The sequence below is a fragment of the Pseudoalteromonas fenneropenaei genome, from assembly GCF_042643375.1.
In the GTDB taxonomy this organism is placed as follows: domain Bacteria; phylum Pseudomonadota; class Gammaproteobacteria; order Enterobacterales; family Alteromonadaceae; genus Pseudoalteromonas; species Pseudoalteromonas fenneropenaei.
Window position 1 is genome coordinate 264,543 of record NZ_JBHRSD010000017.1, and the last position, 19,631, is coordinate 284,173.

Below are 19,631 nucleotides of genomic sequence, written 5' to 3' on the forward strand. Positions count from 1 at the left end.
GAGAGTGAATTGTTATTAAATAGTAAGTACAGTATTAGGTTTGTGGTCTCGGTAATAGTATTTGTATTAACTTTTATCTGGTCTCAAATGTTGTTAGGTTCATATACTGAAGGTGATCAATATCATTATATTAAATTTTACAACGCGCTTAAAAATGCTGAGTTATCCTCATTATTACAACTTATGAAAGGGTATCTTAATGCTGGAGAACCCTTGTCAGGATTTGTTTTATGGCTAGGTGCTAATGCTAATATAGATAAAATCATATACATTTCATTTTTGAATTCTATTTTTGCTGTGGGTTTATACTTACTTTGTGCAAAGCATGATGCAAAGTGGTACTTCATATTGTTGCTGTATTTTAATTTTTACATAATAGTTCTATTTACGGGGGCTGAAAGATTAAAGATTTCAATTCTGCTTTTGACTTATGGGTTGCTGATAAGAAATGCAATAGGGAATATACTTTCTCTAAGTTCATGCGTTGCTCACTTTCAATCATCAATAGTTATCTTTTCAATGTTATTTGAGTATTGTATAAAAGCATCTTTAAGTATATTCAAATCATTAACTTTTAAAGGTAAAGATCTCGCATTTATTATTATATCTTTAATAGTGGGTGGGGCTTTGTTGACTGTATTTGGTAAGTCAATTATTGGTAAGATATCAGGATATAGTGAATTAAGTAGAGGGATTGTTGAACTAACTCAGCTAATATCGCTGTGCTTTTTGGCGTTTTTTGTTTTAAAAAATAGGTTTGAATTTTACTGTTACATGCTTCCAGTTATGCTGATTTCATTTGTGGTTGGTTCTTCAAGAATTAATATACTCGCCTTTTTGATTTTTTCTTTTTTTGTATTGGTGCAAAAAAAAACGAATCACCCAATTGTGATTGCTCTTATGTCTTATTTTGTTTTTAAAGGCTATTTATTTATTGAAAATATCTTTGTGTATGGTAATGGCTTTTATATAAAATGATTAAACTTTTTTTCATAAACGTAATGTCTGTTCTTGTTGCGTTGATATTTACACCTCTATTGACAAGAGAGTTGCATGAGGACTACGGTAAAATAGCGCTTTTTCTATTGGTTACAAATCTTGTTATGTCACTGGATTCTAATAGAGTAATAACAACTAGCGTTTTTATAAAAAACAATTGTAAGCTTCCCCTTTTTAATGTTGCAATCCCCCAGTTAATATATTTCTCTATTTTAATTCCTTTGTTTTTTCTTGTTGAATATTTTTATAGCTTCGATGGTTTTTATTGTGTTGTTGTTATTTTTTTATTGTCTATGTTTTCATCTGTACTGTATGGCACGATTGATGGTATGAAAAAGGTGGTTTTATCTGCAGTAATAAAAATGTTTTTCTGGTTCGTGCTCTTTTCATTATTGTATATTTATAGTTTGAAATTCAAAGTAATGGATTATATTGGTTTTGTTTTTGTTTTGGCTTTTTTTGTTCAGTTTTTTGTGTTGGTTGTAACCATCTTTTTCATTAAGTTGAAAGTTGATTTGCAATTTAATTCAAATCAAGCCAAGTCTTATTTCTATAATTTAATAAAGGTTTCAATTTTTAACCTTATCACGATAGTTTTGTCTGCGTTCGATAGGCTATTAATAAACTACAAGGTTGGTAGTGAAGGGCTTGCGTACTATTCAGTTCAGTCAGAGACAATATTGAAGGCAGGGATATTATATAGAACTATTACTTCGTATCTTTATCCTAGGTTGATAGAATCTGAGTCTAGCTTTAGAGTGCGTATATATAATTTTTACTTTCTGCCAGTATCAGTTTTTATCGTATTGATATTTCTATTTTCTAATTATTTGCCATTTCTATTTGAGTTTTATAGCGGTTTTGATAAAACTCACTTAGGGAATGTAGCAATTATTTTGTCTATGGCTTTTGCATTTAGCTGGTATGGATTTGCTGCTGTTAATTTATTGAATTCATTCGGTGATTTTTCATTTCAGATTAGGTTTTATTTGCTTCAGTTGCTTATTGTTGTTACGGCAGTTTCCGTGTTTTATGACTTGCTCGATTTTCATAAAATAGCTTTGCTTGTATTTATGATTAAGTTTACTGAGCCATTTATGTATGTCTACATTTCATTTAAACTAAGTTTGAAGTTGCAATTGATTTCAGTCTTAAATTTGTGTTTTCAAATTGTTCTAGCTAGTTATTTGCTGTTGGGTTTAATCTGATTTTGGTGTCTATAATGTTATGAGGAAGAAAGTTTTAATAAATGCTGCGAACTTACATTGTGGTGGCGGAGTTCAAGTTGCAGCTTCATTTATTAGTGAACTCGCAAATGAATGTATTGAGAACTTGGAAATAGTAATTTTTGTCTCTACAACAGTTCATGAAAACGTTCAGGGTTTACATTTTGAGGGGAATGTGGAATTAGAAGTCGTGAATGTAAATGGTTTCTCAAGGGAATTACCAAGTGCATTTGACCGTCATTTTGATTTGATTTTTACTGTATTTGGTCCTGTGTACTTTACCGTAAAAGTAAAGCATATTGTAGGTTTTGCTAACGCTTGGATTCTATACCCAGATAATGAAACATTAAAAAGGCGTAAATTTTTAAATAAAATGTTCACGCTCCTAAAGCTGTATTTACAGCGGAGAAGTTTTCAAAAAGCTGATAGGTTAGTAGTAGAACTTGAACATGTTAAAGAGGAACTGGTTAGAAAACACTACTTCAAAGCTGAAAATATTGATGTTGTTTATAATTGTGTTTCAAGTTTGTATTTTGACGAAAAGCTTTGGCTCCCATTAGATGCTAACATTAAAACAACAGAAGCTGTAAAAATTGGATTTTTAGGGCGTAATTATCCACACAAAAATACCAACTATTTGCTGGAAATAAAAGAATGTCTAAAAAAAATATATAATATTGATTCTGAAATTTATGTAACTTTTACAGATGAAGAGTGGGGTGCTGTAACTCCCGAATTTAAAAATGGTGCAAATAATTTAGGGTCTTTAAATGTAAATCAATGTCCGGCTTTCTATCAAGCAATGGATTTAATCCTATTTCCAAGCTTTTTAGAATGCTTCTCTGCAACACCATTCGAAGCAATGCTTATGAATAAACCTGTTTTTGCTTCAGATAAGCCTTTTATAAGGGATGCCTGTGCAGAACATGTTTTTTATATTGACCCTAATGACGCTAGTCATGGTTCTAAAGTTATAGTTGATTATTTAAGATTAAAGGCCGATAAAAAGGAGCAACTACTTTATGATGCAAAGATATACGCTAAAAATTTCTCTTCAGCTAAGGAAAGAGCTGAGAATTATATAAAAATTATCAAGCAGACGCTTATATAAGGTTGGAAGGGGAATAGATTGTTTTTTTTAGGTGATGTGGCTCATCCATTTAACGGAAAACCGAAGTGGCCTGACTTTGAAGGTAAACCACCACTTGTTGTGAACTTAGAAGGACCATTGACGGGACTCGATGAACAAGTTTTATTGAAAGAAAGTGTTTTATTTAATCATGATTCTATATTAAGTACGTTAGTAGACAGTAATGTAGTAGCCGCTTGCCTTGCAAATAATCATATCACAGATTTACCAGATGGAATTCTTGATACACAGAAAAAGCTTAGTAAATGCCGTATTTTGGGGTTTGGTGCAGCGAAAGATAAGTTTTCCGACCTGATTCCGGAGCCTATATTATGTGGGAATCTAAATTACATATTTTTGGGTTTTGGTTGGGATGTTATTCAGTGTAAAAATTTAACAACTAAAAGGGAAGGAGTCTCACCACTTAAAAAAAATAATGTTATCGCTAAAGTTAAGGAGGCTCGAACTCTATATCCTAATGCAATATTAGTGTGCAGTTTCCACTGGAATTATGAGTTAGAGCTCTACCCACAACCAGCTCATAGACAGCTTGCAATGTTAGCTATAGATTGCGGTGCCGACTTAATTATTGGTCATCATTCACATATTGTTGGTGGGGTTGAGATTTATAAGAATGTACCTATTGTATACAGCCTAGGTAATTGGTGGTTACCACAAGGAGTATTTTTTAATGGGAATATAAAGTATCCAGAGGAAAGTTTTCAGCAATTAGCTTTTGAATACTGTCCTTTTGGTAATCACAAGTGTCATTGGTTTAAGTATTCTATTGAAAAACATGAGCTTATATTTGATGGGGTGGAAGAGGTAAATAAGTCAAAAAGGATTTTAGAGCTTACTCCATTCTCAGGTATGGGGCATCAAGATTATATTAATTGGTTTAAAGTGAATAGGAAAAAGAGTAAAGCACTTCCTGTATATAAGTATTTAGATGCAGTGTTTTTAAATGAATTAAAGGATGTGTGGATTAAACTTAGGCATCCCTTGATGTTGACTGTGAAGTGGTTGTCCACCGTGTTTAGGAGATGATTGTGAGGTTTGCAATATATGAGAAATCACCAATTTTTTTACAAAACATTTTTTGTTCTTTTTATGGTTATTTAGAGTCAAAGAAAAGGTTTAACAAAGATTTTAAGGACTCCCTTTCTTCTTTATTGGAGTCTGACTTTTATAGTGCCGATGAAATTGATGAATGCAAAAAAAAGTTGATAACAGCATCTTTGTTAAATGCAAAAAAGTCAGGTTTATATACTTCATTAAATCATGTTTCTGAAGAGGATGTAGTTAGAGAGCCATATATAGTCTTAAGGTCTTTGCCAATATTAACTAAAGATGATCTCCGTACGCTGGATTTATCCAAAATAAAATCAGGTGACAAGTTGCAAACAGTTGTTACAAGCGGGACAACTGGGAAAGCACTTAAACTAGTTAGAGAAGCAAAATGCTTTGCGATTCAATGGGCTGTTTGGTTTCGTCATAGATATCGGTTCGGTATTAAAAAAGGTGATGTAAGTGTGAACTTTTCAGGAAAACCCTTAGTGCCTGTCTCTCAAAAGTCGCCACCGTATTGGCGCTACAATGCCCCCATGAAACAGCACTTGATCAGTATGCAGCATATAAACGACAATACAATTGCACCTATAGTGGAATTTCTTAACACCGTAAGGCCTTCGTTTTATTCGGGTTATCCTAGCATAGTTTCTGAGGTTGCAAGGTTAGCATTATCAAAAGGATTAACACTTGAAGCTGAAGCTACTCCTCAGGTGGTTTTTACTGGAGCTGAAAAATTATTGGGCTATCAGAAACAGGCTATTAAAGAATGGTTGGGTCCAAATGTAGTTGTTACTGATCAGTATGGATTAACAGAAGGTAATTGTAACTTTTCTCAATGCGAAGCAGGGAATTACCATGAGGATTTTGAATTTAGTCATATTGAAATTGTAGATGGCGTAATCAATAGTGATGGGAGTACAACAGGAAGGCTTATAGGGACAACTCTCCATAATAAAGCTTTTCCTCTTATTCGCTATGATACTGGTGATATTGCTACTATGGCTAGTGCAGACTTTAAATGTGAATGCGGTAGAAGCTCTAGGGTGATTTTGGAGGTCGATGGCCGTTCTGATGACTTCGTCCTTCTCCCAAACAATCAGCGTGTAATGAGGTTTGATTACCTATTCAAAGACACTTACGAAGTTATAGAAGCTCAAGTCATTCAAAGTGAACGACATGTAATCGATATTAAAGCGGTTTTGGCCGAAAAGGGAAATAAGCACGCCTTTGAGGAAAAAGTTGAAGGCCATTTCAGAGAATATATTAGTAATGATATAAAATTGCGTTTTAATTACGTTGATATGATTGAGAAAACAGCGACAGGAAAATTTAAAGCCGTCCTAAATAAACTGGATTTACCATGAAACAAATTCTACAAGACATGGCTAAAGGAGGCTCAGCCATAGTTGAAGCTCCTGCACCTCAAGCAAACAAAAACCATGTAGTGATTAATACAACTACAACGCTTATTTCTGCGGGCACAGAGAGAATGCTTGTAGATTTTGGTAAAGCTAATTTAATCGACAAGGCACGTGCGCAACCAGACAAAGTAAAAATGGTTTTAGAGAAAGTACAGACCGATGGCCTGATGACTACCATTGATGCCGTTAAGTCTAAACTCGCTCAACCTTTACCTTTAGGTTATTGTAATGTTGGCACTATTGATTCCATAGGCTCTGGAGTTGATTCATTTAAAGAAGGCGATCGCGTTGTTTCAAACGGACCTCACGCTGATGTTGTTCGAGTTTCTAAAAATTTAATAGCTAAAATCCCTGATAATGTCTCTGATGAAGAGGCTGCTTTTACAGTTGTTGCAAGTATCGGTTTGCAAGGTATTCGCTTAGCTAACCCAACTATGGGTGAGTGCTTTGTTGTAACTGGTGTTGGCTTGATTGGTTTGTTAACCGTTCAAATGCTGCGAGCGCAAGGTTGTCGCGTTTTAGCAATTGACTTCGACCAATCAAAGCTAGAGCTCGCAAAGCAATTTGGTGCTGAAGTTTGTAACCCTGGTAAAGGTGAAGACCCTGTAGCCGCTGGTATCGCATTTAGCCGTGGAGTAGGTGTGGATGGGGTTATAATTACGGCATCGACAAAGTCGAACGATCCTGTAACGCAAGCAGCGCGAATGAGCAGAAAGCGTGGTCGTATTATTCTTGTTGGTGTGACTGGTTTAGAGTTAAGTCGTGCTGACTTTTACGAAAAAGAACTAACTTTTCAGGTTTCTTGTTCTTATGGTCCAGGTCGCTACGATCCAAATTACGAAGAAAAGGGTAACGATTATCCAATAGCGTTTGTTCGCTGGACTGAGCAGCGCAATTTCGAAGCTATTTTAGATATGGTGGCTGGTGGGCAACTTGACGTTAAGCCACTTATTTCTCATCGTTTTAAGTTTGAAAACGCGAGTGATGCATATGATCTCTTAACGAGTGATAAAAGTGCATTAGGGATCTTATTACAGTTCGAATCTAGTCCAGCTAGCCGACATGAAAAAACAATAAAGTTGAAAACGAATGTTAGCTATTCAGCTTGTGCACCGGTAGTTGGGTTTGTTGGTGCTGGGAATTATGCATCGAGAATGTTGATCCCTGCCTTTAAAAATGCTGGCGCTCAATTTCATAGTATTGCTACATCTGGCGGTATTAATGGTGTGATTCATGGCGAAAAAGCAGGGTTTGCTGAAGCGACTACTGATACACAAGCTATGATTAATAACCCTAGCATCAATACAATCGCTATTGTCACCAGACACAATAGTCATGCATATTTTGTTGAGCAAGCGTTAAAAGCAGGCAAAAATGTTTTTGTGGAAAAGCCATTAGCAATAACTCAGGATGAATTAGCTTCGGTAAAGCATGCATATTACGAAGCTATAAAAGCTGAAAATGCGCCTAAATTAATGGTTGGCTTTAACCGCCGCTTTTCACCTCAAGTGCAAAAAATGAAACAATTGCTTGCGCCTGTTAAAGAACCTAAATCTTTTATCATGACTATGAACGCAGGTAATATTCCAGCTGAACATTGGACACAAGATGTTAATGTTGGTGGTGGTAGAATTATTGGTGAAGCTTGTCACTTTATTGATCTCATGCGTTTTTTAGCTGGTAGTGAAATTGTATCAGTTCAGGCAAGACGTATGGGTGATACAGCCGCTGTAGAAGTCACAGAAGACAAAGCCGCTATTATTTTAGGGTTTGCAGATGGTTCTTTTGGCACAATTCATTATCTAGCAAACGGCGCTTCTAGCTTCCCTAAAGAGCGAGTTGAGGTGTTTGCTGCTGGCGGTACTTTACAGTTAGACAATTTTGTAAAGCTTAAAGGCTTCGGCTGGAAAGGTTTTAATAAAATGAATTTATGGAAGCAGGACAAAGGACAAAAAGCGTGTTCGTTAGCGTTCATTGAATCAATAAAAAATGGTACTGATGCGCCAATTTCAGCTGATGAATTGTTTGAGGTCGCAAAAGTAACTATTGATATTGCAGAGCAGCTTCGAAATCAATAATGAGTTTAATAAAAGTTAAAACAGCGCTTGCGCTAGGTTTACCCAACCTAGCGCGAGTTTTCGCTTACCAACTAGGGGTTAAGACAGGTTTAAACCCAGTTAAAAAAATTAACGCTTTACTTAAAACTGGCGAGTTCTTTTCTGCTGATTTTAGTATGGCTCCAACATTAAAGGCAAACAGCTATTGGATTGAAAACCACTATTATTTCGGTCAAGCAACAGAACTTACTGGTATACCTAACTGGCATAAAAATTTCCTTACTGGCGCAAGTACAAACTCAAATAAACCTTGGTTTTTACTGAGTGATTTCAACGACCAGTTGGGTGATATAAAGGGTGTTTGGGAGGCATCTCGCTTTGACTGGGTTGTAAGTTTTGCGCAAAATGCGAAGGTTGGTAACAGTGGATCATTAGAGCAACTAAATACTTGGCTTAACGACTGGACAGTGAATAATCCTGCCTATATGGGCGTTAATTGGAAGTGCGGTCAAGAGGCTTCTGTTCGCGTAATGCATCTTGCTTTAGCTGCGATAATCCTAGAACAAACAAGTAATACAAGTAATGTGCTTTTGAGTTTTATCAGGGCGCACCTTAAGCGAATTTCACCCACCATTATGTATGCTGTTGCTCAAGATAATAACCATGGTACATCAGAAGCTGCTGCATTGTTCATAGGTGGTTCTTGGCTAGCCAATAATGGTGACAAACAAGGTGAAAATTGGTCGCAGCAAGGACGAAAATGGCTAGAAAACAGAGCGAAACGCTTAATTGAAAGTGATGGCAGCTTTAGCCAATACTCGGTTACATACCATAGAGTGATGCTAGATACTTACTGTTTGGTTGAAGTGTGGAGGCGAAAACATAACCTACAACTGTTTTCACCCAAACTATACAACAAGTTAAGTGCAGCGAGTATGTGGCTTTATTATTTCACCAATATTAATACTGGAGATGCACCTAACTTAGGGGCTAATGACGGCGCTCGTTTAATACCATTAACAAACACTGATTACAGAGATTTTAGACCAAGTGTTCAATTAGCTAATTCCATCTTTAATAACGCGCTCGCTTACAAAGAACAAGGTGAATATGATCTTCCCATTGAATGGCTAAGAATTGAAAGACCAATGGCTGAGCTACCCCTGAAGACAAGTACTGACTTTACTCGAGGCGGTTACTGTTTTTTAAAACAAGGTGATATTGAAGTTTATTTAAATTATCCCCAGTTCAAGTTTAGGCCAAGCCAGTGTGATGCGCTTCACTTAGATCTTTGGATTCACGGTGTGAATATTATCCGAGACGGCGGCACCTATAGTTACAATGCGGGCAGCAACTACATTGATTATTATGGGGGTACTGAAAGTCACAGTACTGTTCAGTTTGACAATCACGAGCAAATGCCGCGATTAAGCCGTTTTTTACTGGGGGATTGGCTTAAAGCGATTGAAAAAGAAGTTCTAGTCAAACAAGCTGGTTTGCAATCACTTTCAGTCGGTTACAAGGATAGATTTAACTGTAAACACGTTCGTAGTCTAAAGTTAACTGAAAAAAAGCTAATCATATCTGATAATGTATCTGGTTTTAAAACCAAAGCAATTTCAAGGCTTCGGCTAGCGTCATTAGATTGGGTGCTTGAAGGCAATAAATTAACTAGTTCGGTGTGCACGATAATTTTTAACGCAGATGTTTCAATTAAGCGAGCCGAACTAACTAGTGGTAAAGAGTCGCGTTATTACTATCAAGAATCAGATTTACCAGTTCTTGAAATAGAAATTCAATGTGCTGGAACCATTACAACGGAAATCATTTTTTAATATGAAAGTTTTATATTTTCACCAGCATTTTTCAACCCCTAAGGGCTCTACAGGCATACGTTCTTATGAAATGGCGCAAAGATTAATAAACCATGGTCATGAAGTGACAATGGTTTGTGGAAGTTATGGTGGCGGTGAAACAGGGTTAGACCAAGTTTTTAAAAACGGACGTCGAGAAGGGGTTGTTGACGGTATTAATATTATCGAGTTTGATTTAGCCTATTCTAATAAAGATGGCTTTGCCAAAAGAGCAATGACCTTCTTAAAGTTTGCTTTAAAAAGTATTGGTATTGCATTAACACATAAATACGATGTTCTTTTTGCAACGACTACGCCTCTTACGGCTGGAATCCCGGGAATATTTGCTAGATGGTTGCGTTTTAAACCTTTTGTTTTTGAAGTCCGTGATTTATGGCCTGAGCTACCTAAAGAGATGGGGGTGATAAAAAACCCACTTGTTTTAGCCGCAATGTCTGCGCTTGAATGGTGTTCTTATCGTTCTGCGCATCGATGTATTGGGTTGTCCCCTGGTATCGTCGAAGGGATTACAAAACGTGGGGTTGCAACTTCAAAAGTTGAATTAGTCCCAAACGGGTGCGATTTAGGAATATTTGCGGATGATGTTCCTGCATGGAGGCCTGCAGGCGTTAGTGAAGATGATTTAATGGCCGTGTTTACTGGTACCCATGGAATAGCAAATGGCCTAGGTGCAGCTCTAGATGCAGCAGCAGAACTTAAAAAGCGTAACAGAAACGACATCAAGTTAGTGTTGGTAGGCCAAGGTAAACTAAAAGAACGATTGCAGCAACGAGTGGCAAAAGAGCTGTTAGACAACGTTATTTTTCATCCACCTGTTAACAAAGCAAAGTTGGCTGAATTAATGCGGGGTGCTGATATCGGTATGCAGTTACTTGCTAATATCCCAGCGTTTTATTTCGGTACTTCGCCTAATAAGTTTTTTGATTATATCTCAGCTGGACTACCCGTTTTAAACAATTACCCTGGCTGGCTAGCTGGAATGATTAAAGAAAATAGCTGTGGATATTCTGTTGAACCAGATGATCCCATCGCATTTGCCGATGCTTTAGAACATGCTGCCGCTAATAGAGCTCAGTTGCGAGAAATGGGAAAACGCGCTCAGCAGTTGGCAAAGCGAGAATTTAATCGCCATGATCTTGCCGATAAGTGGGTGATGTGGGTCACAGGAGCTGTAAAATGAAGCGAGTGTTTGATATTTTTGCAGCTTTAGTTGCATTGGTATTTCTATTGCCAGTTATTCTTCTGGTTGCTGTACTAATAAGAGTAAAGCTGGGTTCACCTATTTTATTTACTCAAGACCGTCCTGGCTTGGATGGTAAAATATTTAAAATGATGAAGTTCAGAAGTATGCTAGACGCAAAAGGAAAGGATGGCAATTTACTGCCTGATGCTCAAAGGCTAACTCCGTTTGGTAAGTTTTTACGCTCTACTAGCTTAGACGAGTTACCCGGGTTATTTAATGTAATTAAAGGCGATATGAGCTTGGTTGGGCCAAGGCCTTTGCTGGTTCAGTATCTTCCACTTTATAACTCAGAACAAGCTCGCCGTCATGATGTTCGCCCTGGCATAACGGGTTGGGCACAGGTCAATGGTCGTAATGCTATCAGTTGGGAAGATAAGTTTAAGCTTGATGTGTGGTATGTCGATAATCGCTCGTTTTGGCTCGATTTAAAAATACTTTTACTTACCGTTAAAAAAGTATTTGTCAGAGAAGGTATTTCTGCCGAAGGCCACGTAACCATCGAACCTTTTAAAGGTAGCTCGAATGAGCTCAAATGAAGTACAAACATGTGCCATTCTGGGGGCTAGCGGCCATGGAAAGGTGATTGCTGAAATGGCCGAACTTTGCGGTTATGAGGAAATATATTTTTTTGACGACCGCTGGCCTGCGCTGCAGGGTATTGAGCATTGGTCTGTATTTGGTGATACAGCATCGTTGTTTGAGTCCTGTTTAAAGTTTACCAACGTTGTTATTGCTATTGGTAACAATACAATTCGTATAGAAAAACAGCGCCTATTGCAAAGTGCTGGAGCAAACTTTTCCCCTCTTTGTCACCCTAAATCGCATATAAGCTCCTATGCAAAAATTGGGGCTGGTAGCGTTGTTATGGCGAATGCTGTTATCAATCCGTTTGCATACGTAGGCAATGGTTGCATTATTAACACCTCAGCTGTTATTGAACACGATTGCTCAATAGAAGATGGCGCACATGTCAGCCCTGGAGCAATGTTAGCTGGAGGTGTTTGCGTTGGTGAAACTAGCTGGGTTGGGATAGGTGCTCAAGTAAAACAATTAGTTAAAATTGGTAGCCGATGCGTGGTTGGTGCAGGAGCTACGGTGGTTAATGATATTTCTGATGGTTTAACAGTAGTAGGAACGCCTGCTAAGCCAATTGTTCAAGGATAAAAAGTGCTAAATACCCAATTTTCTCCATGGCCTTCATTTACAGAAGAAGAAGCCAATGCCATAAGTCGAGTTTTACTCTCAAATAAAGTGAATTATTGGACTGGTACAGAGTGCCGTGAATTTGAAAAAGAATTTGCGTCTTGGTGTGGGGCAGAATATGCCATTGCGCTAGGCAATGGTACTTTGGCGTTAGATCTTGCGCTTAAAGCGTTAGGTGTTAGTGCTGGCGATGAGGTTATTACAACACCTCGTACGTTTTTGGCTTCGGCATCAAGTATTGTAACTGCTGGTGCAACACCAAAGTTTGCTGATGTAGATTTAAATAGCCAAGCTATTACAGCAGAGTCAATAAAGGCGGTATTAACGCCAAAAACCAAAGCAGTAATTGTGGTGCATTTAGCTGGTATGCCGGCAGAAATGGATGACATTATGGCTTTAAGCGCACAGCACGGCTTTTTTGTAATTGAAGATTGCGCGCAAGCACACGGTGCCAAGTATAAAGGCCGCTCTGTTGGCACAATAGGCCATGTTGGTGCGTGGTCATTTTGCCAAGATAAAATTATGACCACAGGTGGTGAAGGTGGAATGGTAACCACTAACGACAAAGCCCTTTGGTCTGCTATGTGGTCTTATAAAGATCATGGTAAGAGTTTTGATGCGATATACAATCGTGAACATCCTCCAGGTTTTCGCTGGTTACATGAGAGCTTTGGGACTAACTGGCGCATGACCGAATTACAAGGTGTGATTGGCCGTATTCAACTTACTCGGATGGCAGATTGGACTGCAAAACGGCAAGCTAATGCGAAGTTGTTAGATAAGGCCGCGAGTGTGTTCCCATTAATTCGTTTGGTTGATGTACCGGATTATACTGAGCATGCTGAATATAAGCACTATATGTTCATTAGGCCTGAATATTTAGCGGATGGTTGGACAAGAGACCGCATTGTTGAAGAAATTAACAAGCTAGGCGTACCATGTTACCAAGGTAGTTGCTCTGAGGTGTATTTAGAAAAGGCATTTGACGGCACGCCATGGCGCCCTAGTGTGCGTCTGCCGAATGCTGTTCAACTAGGAGAGACTTCTTTGATGTTTTTGGTTCACCCAACATTAACATCGGAAGAAGTAAGCAAAACGTTAGAAGCGATGACAACTGTGTTTAAAGCTGCGAGCGCGATATAAAATCGCGCCTACAGGCGGCGTTTTACACCCCGCATTTTATCTGCGGTTTTTCTCCGTAGGGTAAGGTGTATTTGGTTGGATACGCGATATAAAATGGCGCCTACAGGCGGGGTTTTACACCCCGTATTTTATCTGCGGTTTTATCTGTTTGTGTCGGTGTGGTTGGTTGGAAGCGCGATATAAAATCGCGCCTACAGGCGGGGTTTTACACCCCGCATTTTATCTGCGGTTTTTCTCCGTAGGGTAAGGTGTATTTGGTTGGATACGCGATATAAAATCGCGCCTACAGGCGGGTTTTACACGTTGCATTTTATCCGCAGGTTTTAATCAGTAGGGTAAGGTGTGGTTGGTTGGAAGCGCGATATAAAATCGCGCCTACACGCGGAATGTTTTGTCCCCGCATTTTATCTTGGCGTCAAACCCTTAACTTTAAAAGTGCCATTTCCCCATACTTTGTTCTAGTAACAATCATTACAAAATCACTCGCTCAGATCATTTGTTTTTGCACAATTCGCGATTATAGTTAAAGCATCTCAGCGTTTTGTTTTTTGGGCGTGGATGCGCCCAAGCAGTAAGGAAATACAGTGGATAGTGTCCTCAATTCTTTATTTAGTGCCTCTCGTACGCAAAAAAGGTTAATTACCTTATTTTTCGACTCTTTATTTATCGTTATTGCCTTTTGGTTGGCCTTGATTGTAAGGCTCGATAGTCTCGCGCCACTGGCCAAGTTAGAAAATTGGTTGGTGCTGCTGGCGTTAGTGCCGTTAAGCTTATTTGCGTTTATTAATCTTGGTTTATACCGAGCAGTGCTGCGTTATGTTACCACGCAAGCTGCATGGGCAATTATTGGTGGTACATTAATCAGTACAGTGGTATTGGTACTGGTCGCATTTTTTGTGCAGGTGAACATCCCTCGTACCATGCCGTTTATTTATGCTTGGTTGGTGCTGCTTACAGTAGGTGGCTCGCGTATTTTCGCACGCGCTTTACTTAGCCGTTTAACGTTATCTAACAAAGAGCCTGTGGTGATTTATGGTGCGGGTGATGCAGGGCGTCAGCTTGCTTACGCGCTTTGGTCAAGCCCTGAATATTATGTCACTGCTTTTATTGACGATTGCTCAACTAAACAAGGCGCAATTGTGCAGGGTATTCCTATTTTGCCATTTCACCAGCTTTATAAGCTTGTTGACCAAGGTAAAGTTGAGAAAGTGCTATTGGCTATGCCATCAGTCAAGCGCTCAAAACGTAAAGAGATCCTCGCTAAGCTTGAGCAATTCCCAGTTAAAGTGATGACGGTGCCGGGCATGGCTGACGTTATCGAGGGTAAACCGCTTGCCGAGTTTAAAGACGTCGAAATTGAAGACTTATTAGGCCGCGATCCGGTAGACCCAAAACCTGAGTTAATGGCTGAAAATATTACTGCTAAAGTGGTCATGGTGACAGGTGCTGGCGGTTCTATTGGTTCGGAACTATGTCGTCAAATTATCCGCCATAAGCCTGCTAAATTGGTGCTGTTTGAGCTTTCGGAATATGCGCTCTATGCAATTGAAAAAGAGCTTAGCCAAATTGTGCTAGAGTGTGGGTTGAAAGTGAAATTGGTGCCCATTATGGGCTCGGTACAGCACATAAACCGCATCGAAACCTGTATGAAGGCGTTTGCTGTACAAACTGTTTACCATGCCGCGGCTTACAAGCATGTGCCTTTGGTTGAACACAATGTGGTTGAAGGGGTACGTAACAACGTATTTGGCACTTACTTTACTGCTAAAGCCGCAGTGAATGCAGGTGTTGAGACTTTTGTTCTAATCTCTACTGATAAGGCCGTGCGCCCAACCAACGTAATGGGCGCAACTAAGCGCATGGCTGAGCTAGTATTACAGGCCTTTGCGAAAGATAAGGCCTTTAACAAAACCCGCTTTTGCATGGTACGGTTTGGTAATGTTTTGGGCTCTTCAGGTTCTGTGGTGCCGCTGTTCCGCAAGCAGATTATGCAAGGCGGGCCTATTACGCTTACACATCAAGACATTACACGCTTTTTTATGACTATCCCAGAAGCGGCTCAGCTGGTTATTCAGGCAGGCGCGATGGGCAAAGGTGGGGATGTGTTTGTATTGGACATGGGCGAGTCGGTTAAGATTAAAGATTTGGCTGAAAAGATGGTGCGTTTGTCTGGGTTAGAGGTGAAATCAGAACGTAATCCTCATGGCGATATTGAAATTGTCTGTACTGGCTTGCGCCCAGGTGAAAAGCTCTATGAAGAGTTATTGATTGGCGACAATGTCGAGCAGACTACCCACGAGCGTATTATGACGGCAAAAGAGGTGATGTTACCGTTGGCCGAGTTGAATGTATTTTTAGAAGCGTTTGACATTGCGTGTCATAATTTTGACCATGAAACCATCCGCCAATTGTTGCTAGATGCGCCTACTGGGTTTAACCCAACCGATGGCATTGGCGATTTAGTGTGGAATGCTAAGCAAAGCAAGCAAGATAAAAGTAATGTGGTCAGTATTAAAGCCAGTTAGTGGTTAAGGCTGTGGGCGAGGGTTTTACACCCCGCATTTTATCCGCAGGCAATGTGAAGTTGGCAAGAAGCGCGATATAAAATCGCGCCTACAGCATTCGTCACATTGTTCGCCTGTAGGCGGGGTTTTATACCCCGCATTTTATCCGCAGGTTTTTATCCGTAGGGTAAGGTGTGGTTGGTAGGATGCGCGATATAAAATCGCGCCCACAGCATTCGTCACATTTTTCGCCTGTAGGCGGGGTTTTACACCCCGCATTTTATCCGCAGTTTTTCATCCGTAGGGTAAGGTGTGGTTGGTAAGATGCGCGATATAAAATCGCGCCCACAACAATATGAAGCCCCTGTAGGCGGGGTTTTACACCTCGTATTTTATCGGCAGGTTTTTATCCGTAGGGTAGAATGTGGTTGGTAAGATGCGCGATATAAAATCGCGCCCACAACAAAATGAAGCCTCTGTAGGCGGGGTTTTACACCCCGCATTTTATCCGTAGGTTTTTATCCGTAGGGTAAGGTGTGGTTGGTAAGATGCGCGATATAAAATCGCGCCTACAGCATTCGTCACATTGTTCGCCTGTAGGGGGGGACAACAATATGAAGCCCCTGTAGGCGGGGTTTTACACCCCGCATTTTATCTGTAGGTTTACCCGTAGGGTAAGGTGTGGTTGGTAAGATGCGCGATATAAAATCGCGCCTTGTATTCGTCACATGTTTGCCGGTAGGCGGGGTTTTACACCCCGCATTTCGGTGGGTTATTTGAACGTACTGTACGCTTCTTTTAGGCGCTCTAAGTGGTTTTGAATATACCCTACCGATAGCCTGTCTTGGTTTAAGTAAGTGCGCTCAATACTTTGGCTGGTTTGCGGTAGTATTGCAGTATTGAAACTCAAGTTATTGCTTGTCTCACCAATACGAGTGCGTACTTGGTGGCGCCAGTTTTTGTTGCCTGAGAGCTGGCCAAATTGGGTAACCGCGTAATCTTTTCTTGGCGTGAGTGGAATGTTAAAGCCAATCCCTACCATTTGTACGTCGGTGTTTTGGTAGAAGATATCTACTGCTGCATCGCCAAACCAGAATTTCCCTTCTAATTTAAAGCCGGTATCGCCATAAAGGAATTTACCTGCTTTGGCAGATAGCGTTACATCGTGATCAGCAAAGTGATAACGGTAACCACCAACGTAGTATTTTAGCTCGCTGCTATAGTCTTTATATTCAAAATAACCTACCTCTGCAGTTAACTGATGCGCGCCTGCTGGGCTATGCCACAAGCTTTGGTTGCGTACCCCGTACATATCATAAAAGTCTTGATATAAACCCGCTTGCGTTTGGTTGGTAATGTTAAAGGGCAGCTTAAGGGTTTGAGTAAAGAGAATATCTTTTACGCCATTTTTGTGCTCGTAAAAGTTAAATGGTTGGCCATCTTTATAGTCATCAGAGCTTGTTAAATGCTGGCGTGCGGAAACGTCGATACTCGCACCTTGCCACAGCGGTAGGCTAACGTCTGCTTGTAGTGCCAATGAATAATCTAGTACCCCAAGTTCAGTTGCTACCGTTGTTACTAAAGCTGGGCTTAATGCCACGCGAGGTAACCAGTAAGGGGTCTTGTTGGCACCGTGGTGCACCCACTTTAACCCGCCTCGGTCAATGACTGGGGTTTGCGTTATCGTCAGTGCTGGGGTAATACCCTGCGTGATAAAGTTTTGATAGTCGGCCACTAAACCTTTAATTTGTACTTGGCTAATGTCGAGCTTTTTCATGGTTACAGTAAAGGCGATATGGGCAGGTAGCTGCGCCTGTATACGACCAAGCACTAAACCAAGCGCGTCTAGCTCGTTGCGGTTAAACACATGGTTTTCAAAAATCACTGCAACTTCACTGTCGTTATAGCCAACTTCAACGCCTTCAAAGCCATCTTTAAGCAATTGATATTTGAGCGCGATAACGTCTTTTTCAAGCGCGTTAATTGAAGTTTGGTATTCGTTTAATTCTGCTTTGGTGTAGGTTTGCTTTCTTAGAGCTGGGGCATGTTTAGTTGCTATTTGTTGTATATCGGGCGCCGCACTGACTTTTACTTTGTGCTCTTCTTTGAGTAGTTTAAATTTGGCGTTAATGCCAAAGTAGCTGCTGTCTTCTGTATGGGTATCGTCTACATCGCTGTAGAGTTTGCCGCTCAGGGTTAAATCAACCCAGTCGCCAGTCCATTCACTTGGAATATGCACTTTTACGCCCGCATTGAGCGCCTGGGCGTCGTGCTCGGCGCTTACTGTCAGCCATGTAAATGGCATCCATTCCACACCACCAAATGCGCCATCTAAGCGGCCAGTTAAGTTTTCTGTGCTGCCTGCACCTAAGGTAAAGCGAAAATCCCCTAGCTCTTTACTGGCAACGGCATAATAAGCTTCATAGTTGTTGGCAGCTCCACCTAAGTCTTGGCCACCAATGGCAAGGGTAAACCAGTCTTTGGGAATATAAGGCACTTGGTATTTAAGGTTAAAGGATAGGTCACGGGTTTCTTTGCCACGATATTGTGAAGAGAACAAGTTGTGGTTCATTGAGCTGGAGGCAATTTTCCCCGCAACTTCTAACCCTTCAAACAATCCTGCTGCGAAGTTAAAGTTGTAGCCATCGACATATTTGCCACGAAATTCGAGTTGGTTGTTATAGCCTACTGCTACATCGCCACGGTCTAACACTTCGGCGTTGGGAATATTAAATAGCCCAGTAAAACCATAAAAAGCTTGGTCGGTTTGGTTATTGGCTGAAGTGGTAAAGGTTGCACCGGCGCATAGGCTGGCTAAAAGTAGCTGAGCTTGACGTGACTGTTTCAAAGTAATGCCCTTTTTGAATTATTGTCGTGTCCCGATGGGCCGGGAGATCCTCTTGTAGTTATTATGCCTTGCGGTGTGGGATGTTCAAGGTGAATTACATAATATTCAGGAAATTATAAGTGATAAGGGTGGTACAATATTTTGCTGATTGGCGGGGATTACACACCGCAGTCTTGTCAGTGCGTAATGTGTGGTTGCCGCTCGGTAGTTGAAATGCGCGCCCGTAGAATCTGTAACATTTTTCGCCTGTAGGCGGGGTTTTACACCCCGCATTCTATCCGCAGGCAATGTGCAGTTGGCAAGAAGCACGATATAAAATCGTGCCTACAGAATGTGCCACATTTTTGCCGGTATGCAGGGTTTTACACCCGCATTTTTGTACTAACAGGAGGTTTCGCTTATGCTTACTGCAATGCACCACGTTGCGATTATTGCCAGTGATTATGCTAAGGCAAAACATTTTTATCTGGACATTTTGGGGTTAGAGCTAATTGCCGAACATTATCAGGTGCATCGCGATAGTTACAAAATAGATTTGCGGGTGCCAGATGGCGTACAAATTGAGCTGTTTGTTTTTAATAACCCGCCACCGAGACCAAGCTATCCAGAGGCCAGTGGTTTAAGGCATCTGGCTTTTGCGGTTGCGGATATCGAACTTGCGCGAGCCAATATAGTTGCTTTAGGAGTTGGCTGCGAAGAAATTAGAGTCGATCCCTATACAGAACTAAGATTTTGCTTTTTGGCTGATCCAGATGGCTTGCCCATCGAATTGTACGAGGTGAAAAGCGCGATATAAAATTGCGCCCACAGTTTTTGCCACATTTTCGCCTGTAGGCGGGGTTTTACACCCCGCATTTTATCCGTAGGTTTTTATCTGGGGAAATGTGCAGTTGGCAAGAAGCGCGATATAAAA

General features: G+C 40.3%; 14 protein-coding genes. 13 read left to right on the forward strand and 1 reads right to left on the reverse strand.

Translation table 11 applies throughout. The features are described from left to right. Window positions 1–87: 87 nt before the first annotated feature. From ACFOEE_RS11355 to ACFOEE_RS11410, 12 genes are all read left to right on the forward strand, one after another. Window positions 88–978 (forward strand): hypothetical protein, encoded by an 891-nt coding sequence (locus ACFOEE_RS11355; protein ID WP_377124264.1) that lies wholly within the window; start codon window positions 88–90, stop codon window positions 976–978. After that, window positions 975–2,207: a hypothetical protein gene (locus ACFOEE_RS11360; protein ID WP_377124266.1), complete on the forward strand. Its 1,233-nt coding sequence runs from the start codon at window positions 975–977 to the stop codon at window positions 2,205–2,207. Before ACFOEE_RS11355 ends, ACFOEE_RS11360 begins: the two co-directional genes overlap by 4 nt. 19 nt (window positions 2,208–2,226) lie before the next feature. Further along, window positions 2,227–3,336, forward strand: coding sequence for a glycosyltransferase family 4 protein (locus ACFOEE_RS11365; RefSeq protein ID WP_377124268.1), 1,110 nt, complete (start codon window positions 2,227–2,229; stop codon window positions 3,334–3,336). A gap of 18 nt (window positions 3,337–3,354) precedes the next feature. Next, window positions 3,355–4,401 (forward strand): CapA family protein, encoded by a 1,047-nt coding sequence (locus tag ACFOEE_RS11370; RefSeq protein WP_377124270.1) that lies wholly within the window; start codon window positions 3,355–3,357, stop codon window positions 4,399–4,401. A 2-nt stretch (window positions 4,402–4,403) separates the two neighbouring features. Next, the gene (locus tag ACFOEE_RS11375; RefSeq protein WP_377124272.1) at window positions 4,404–5,789 is read left to right on the forward strand and encodes a hypothetical protein; all 1,386 of its coding nucleotides are present in this window, start codon (window positions 4,404–4,406) and stop codon (window positions 5,787–5,789) included. Next, complete coding sequence (locus ACFOEE_RS11380; protein WP_377124274.1) at window positions 5,786–7,924, forward strand: bi-domain-containing oxidoreductase; 2,139 nt, start codon at window positions 5,786–5,788, stop codon at window positions 7,922–7,924. The genes ACFOEE_RS11375 and ACFOEE_RS11380 overlap by 4 nt, the downstream gene beginning before the upstream one ends. After that, entirely contained in the window at window positions 7,924–9,738 is a 1,815-nt protein-coding gene (locus ACFOEE_RS11385; RefSeq protein WP_377124276.1) for a heparinase II/III family protein, read from the forward strand. Before ACFOEE_RS11380 ends, ACFOEE_RS11385 begins: the two co-directional genes overlap by 1 nt. Before the next feature lies 1 nt (window position 9,739). Further along, entirely contained in the window at window positions 9,740–10,957 is a 1,218-nt protein-coding gene (locus ACFOEE_RS11390; protein WP_377124278.1) for a glycosyltransferase family 4 protein, read from the forward strand. Next, window positions 10,954–11,556 (forward strand): sugar transferase, encoded by a 603-nt coding sequence (locus ACFOEE_RS11395; protein ID WP_377124280.1) that lies wholly within the window; start codon window positions 10,954–10,956, stop codon window positions 11,554–11,556. Before ACFOEE_RS11390 ends, ACFOEE_RS11395 begins: the two co-directional genes overlap by 4 nt. Continuing rightward, a complete protein-coding gene (locus ACFOEE_RS11400) occupies window positions 11,543–12,184 on the forward strand; it encodes an acetyltransferase (RefSeq protein WP_377124282.1) in 642 nt (213 codons plus the stop codon). Before ACFOEE_RS11395 ends, ACFOEE_RS11400 begins: the two co-directional genes overlap by 14 nt. Window positions 12,185–12,187: 3 nt before the next feature. Continuing rightward, window positions 12,188–13,366, forward strand: a complete 1,179-nt coding sequence (locus tag ACFOEE_RS11405; RefSeq protein WP_377124284.1) for a DegT/DnrJ/EryC1/StrS family aminotransferase — start codon at window positions 12,188–12,190, stop codon at window positions 13,364–13,366. 584 nt (window positions 13,367–13,950) lie between these two features. Further along, a complete protein-coding gene (locus ACFOEE_RS11410) occupies window positions 13,951–15,891 on the forward strand; it encodes a polysaccharide biosynthesis protein (protein ID WP_377124286.1) in 1,941 nt (646 codons plus the stop codon). A 751-nt stretch (window positions 15,892–16,642) separates the two neighbouring features. Here the strand turns inward: ACFOEE_RS11410 and ACFOEE_RS11415 are convergent. Then, entirely contained in the window at window positions 16,643–18,718 is a 2,076-nt protein-coding gene (locus ACFOEE_RS11415) for a YjbH domain-containing protein (protein ID WP_377124288.1), read from the reverse strand. A gap of 400 nt (window positions 18,719–19,118) precedes the next feature. On the opposite strand from ACFOEE_RS11415, the gene gloA2 reads away from it, so the two are divergent. Then, window positions 19,119–19,514, forward strand: coding sequence for an SMU1112c/YaeR family gloxylase I-like metalloprotein (gloA2, locus tag ACFOEE_RS11420; protein ID WP_377124290.1), 396 nt, complete (start codon window positions 19,119–19,121; stop codon window positions 19,512–19,514). Window positions 19,515–19,631: the final 117 nt, after the last annotated feature.

What these genes read in the sequence shown, in the direction of transcription:
- ACFOEE_RS11360 (WP_377124266.1), top strand. Translation starts at nt 975, where the DNA reads ATGATTAAACTTTTTTTCATAAACGTAATGTCTGTTCTTGTTGCGTTG.
- ACFOEE_RS11365 (WP_377124268.1), top strand. Translation starts at nt 2,227, where the DNA reads ATGAGGAAGAAAGTTTTAATAAATGCTGCGAACTTACATTGTGGTGGC.
- ACFOEE_RS11390 (WP_377124278.1), top strand. Translation starts at nt 9,740, where the DNA reads ATGAAAGTTTTATATTTTCACCAGCATTTTTCAACCCCTAAGGGCTCT.
- ACFOEE_RS11380 (WP_377124274.1), top strand. Translation starts at nt 5,786, where the DNA reads ATGAAACAAATTCTACAAGACATGGCTAAAGGAGGCTCAGCCATAGTT.
- ACFOEE_RS11355 (WP_377124264.1), top strand. Translation starts at nt 88, where the DNA reads ATGTTGTTAGGTTCATATACTGAAGGTGATCAATATCATTATATTAAA.
- ACFOEE_RS11400 (WP_377124282.1), top strand. Translation starts at nt 11,543, where the DNA reads ATGAGCTCAAATGAAGTACAAACATGTGCCATTCTGGGGGCTAGCGGC.
- ACFOEE_RS11395 (WP_377124280.1), top strand. Translation starts at nt 10,954, where the DNA reads ATGAAGCGAGTGTTTGATATTTTTGCAGCTTTAGTTGCATTGGTATTT.
- ACFOEE_RS11385 (WP_377124276.1), top strand. Translation starts at nt 7,924, where the DNA reads ATGAGTTTAATAAAAGTTAAAACAGCGCTTGCGCTAGGTTTACCCAAC.
- gloA2 (WP_377124290.1), top strand. Translation starts at nt 19,119, where the DNA reads ATGCTTACTGCAATGCACCACGTTGCGATTATTGCCAGTGATTATGCT.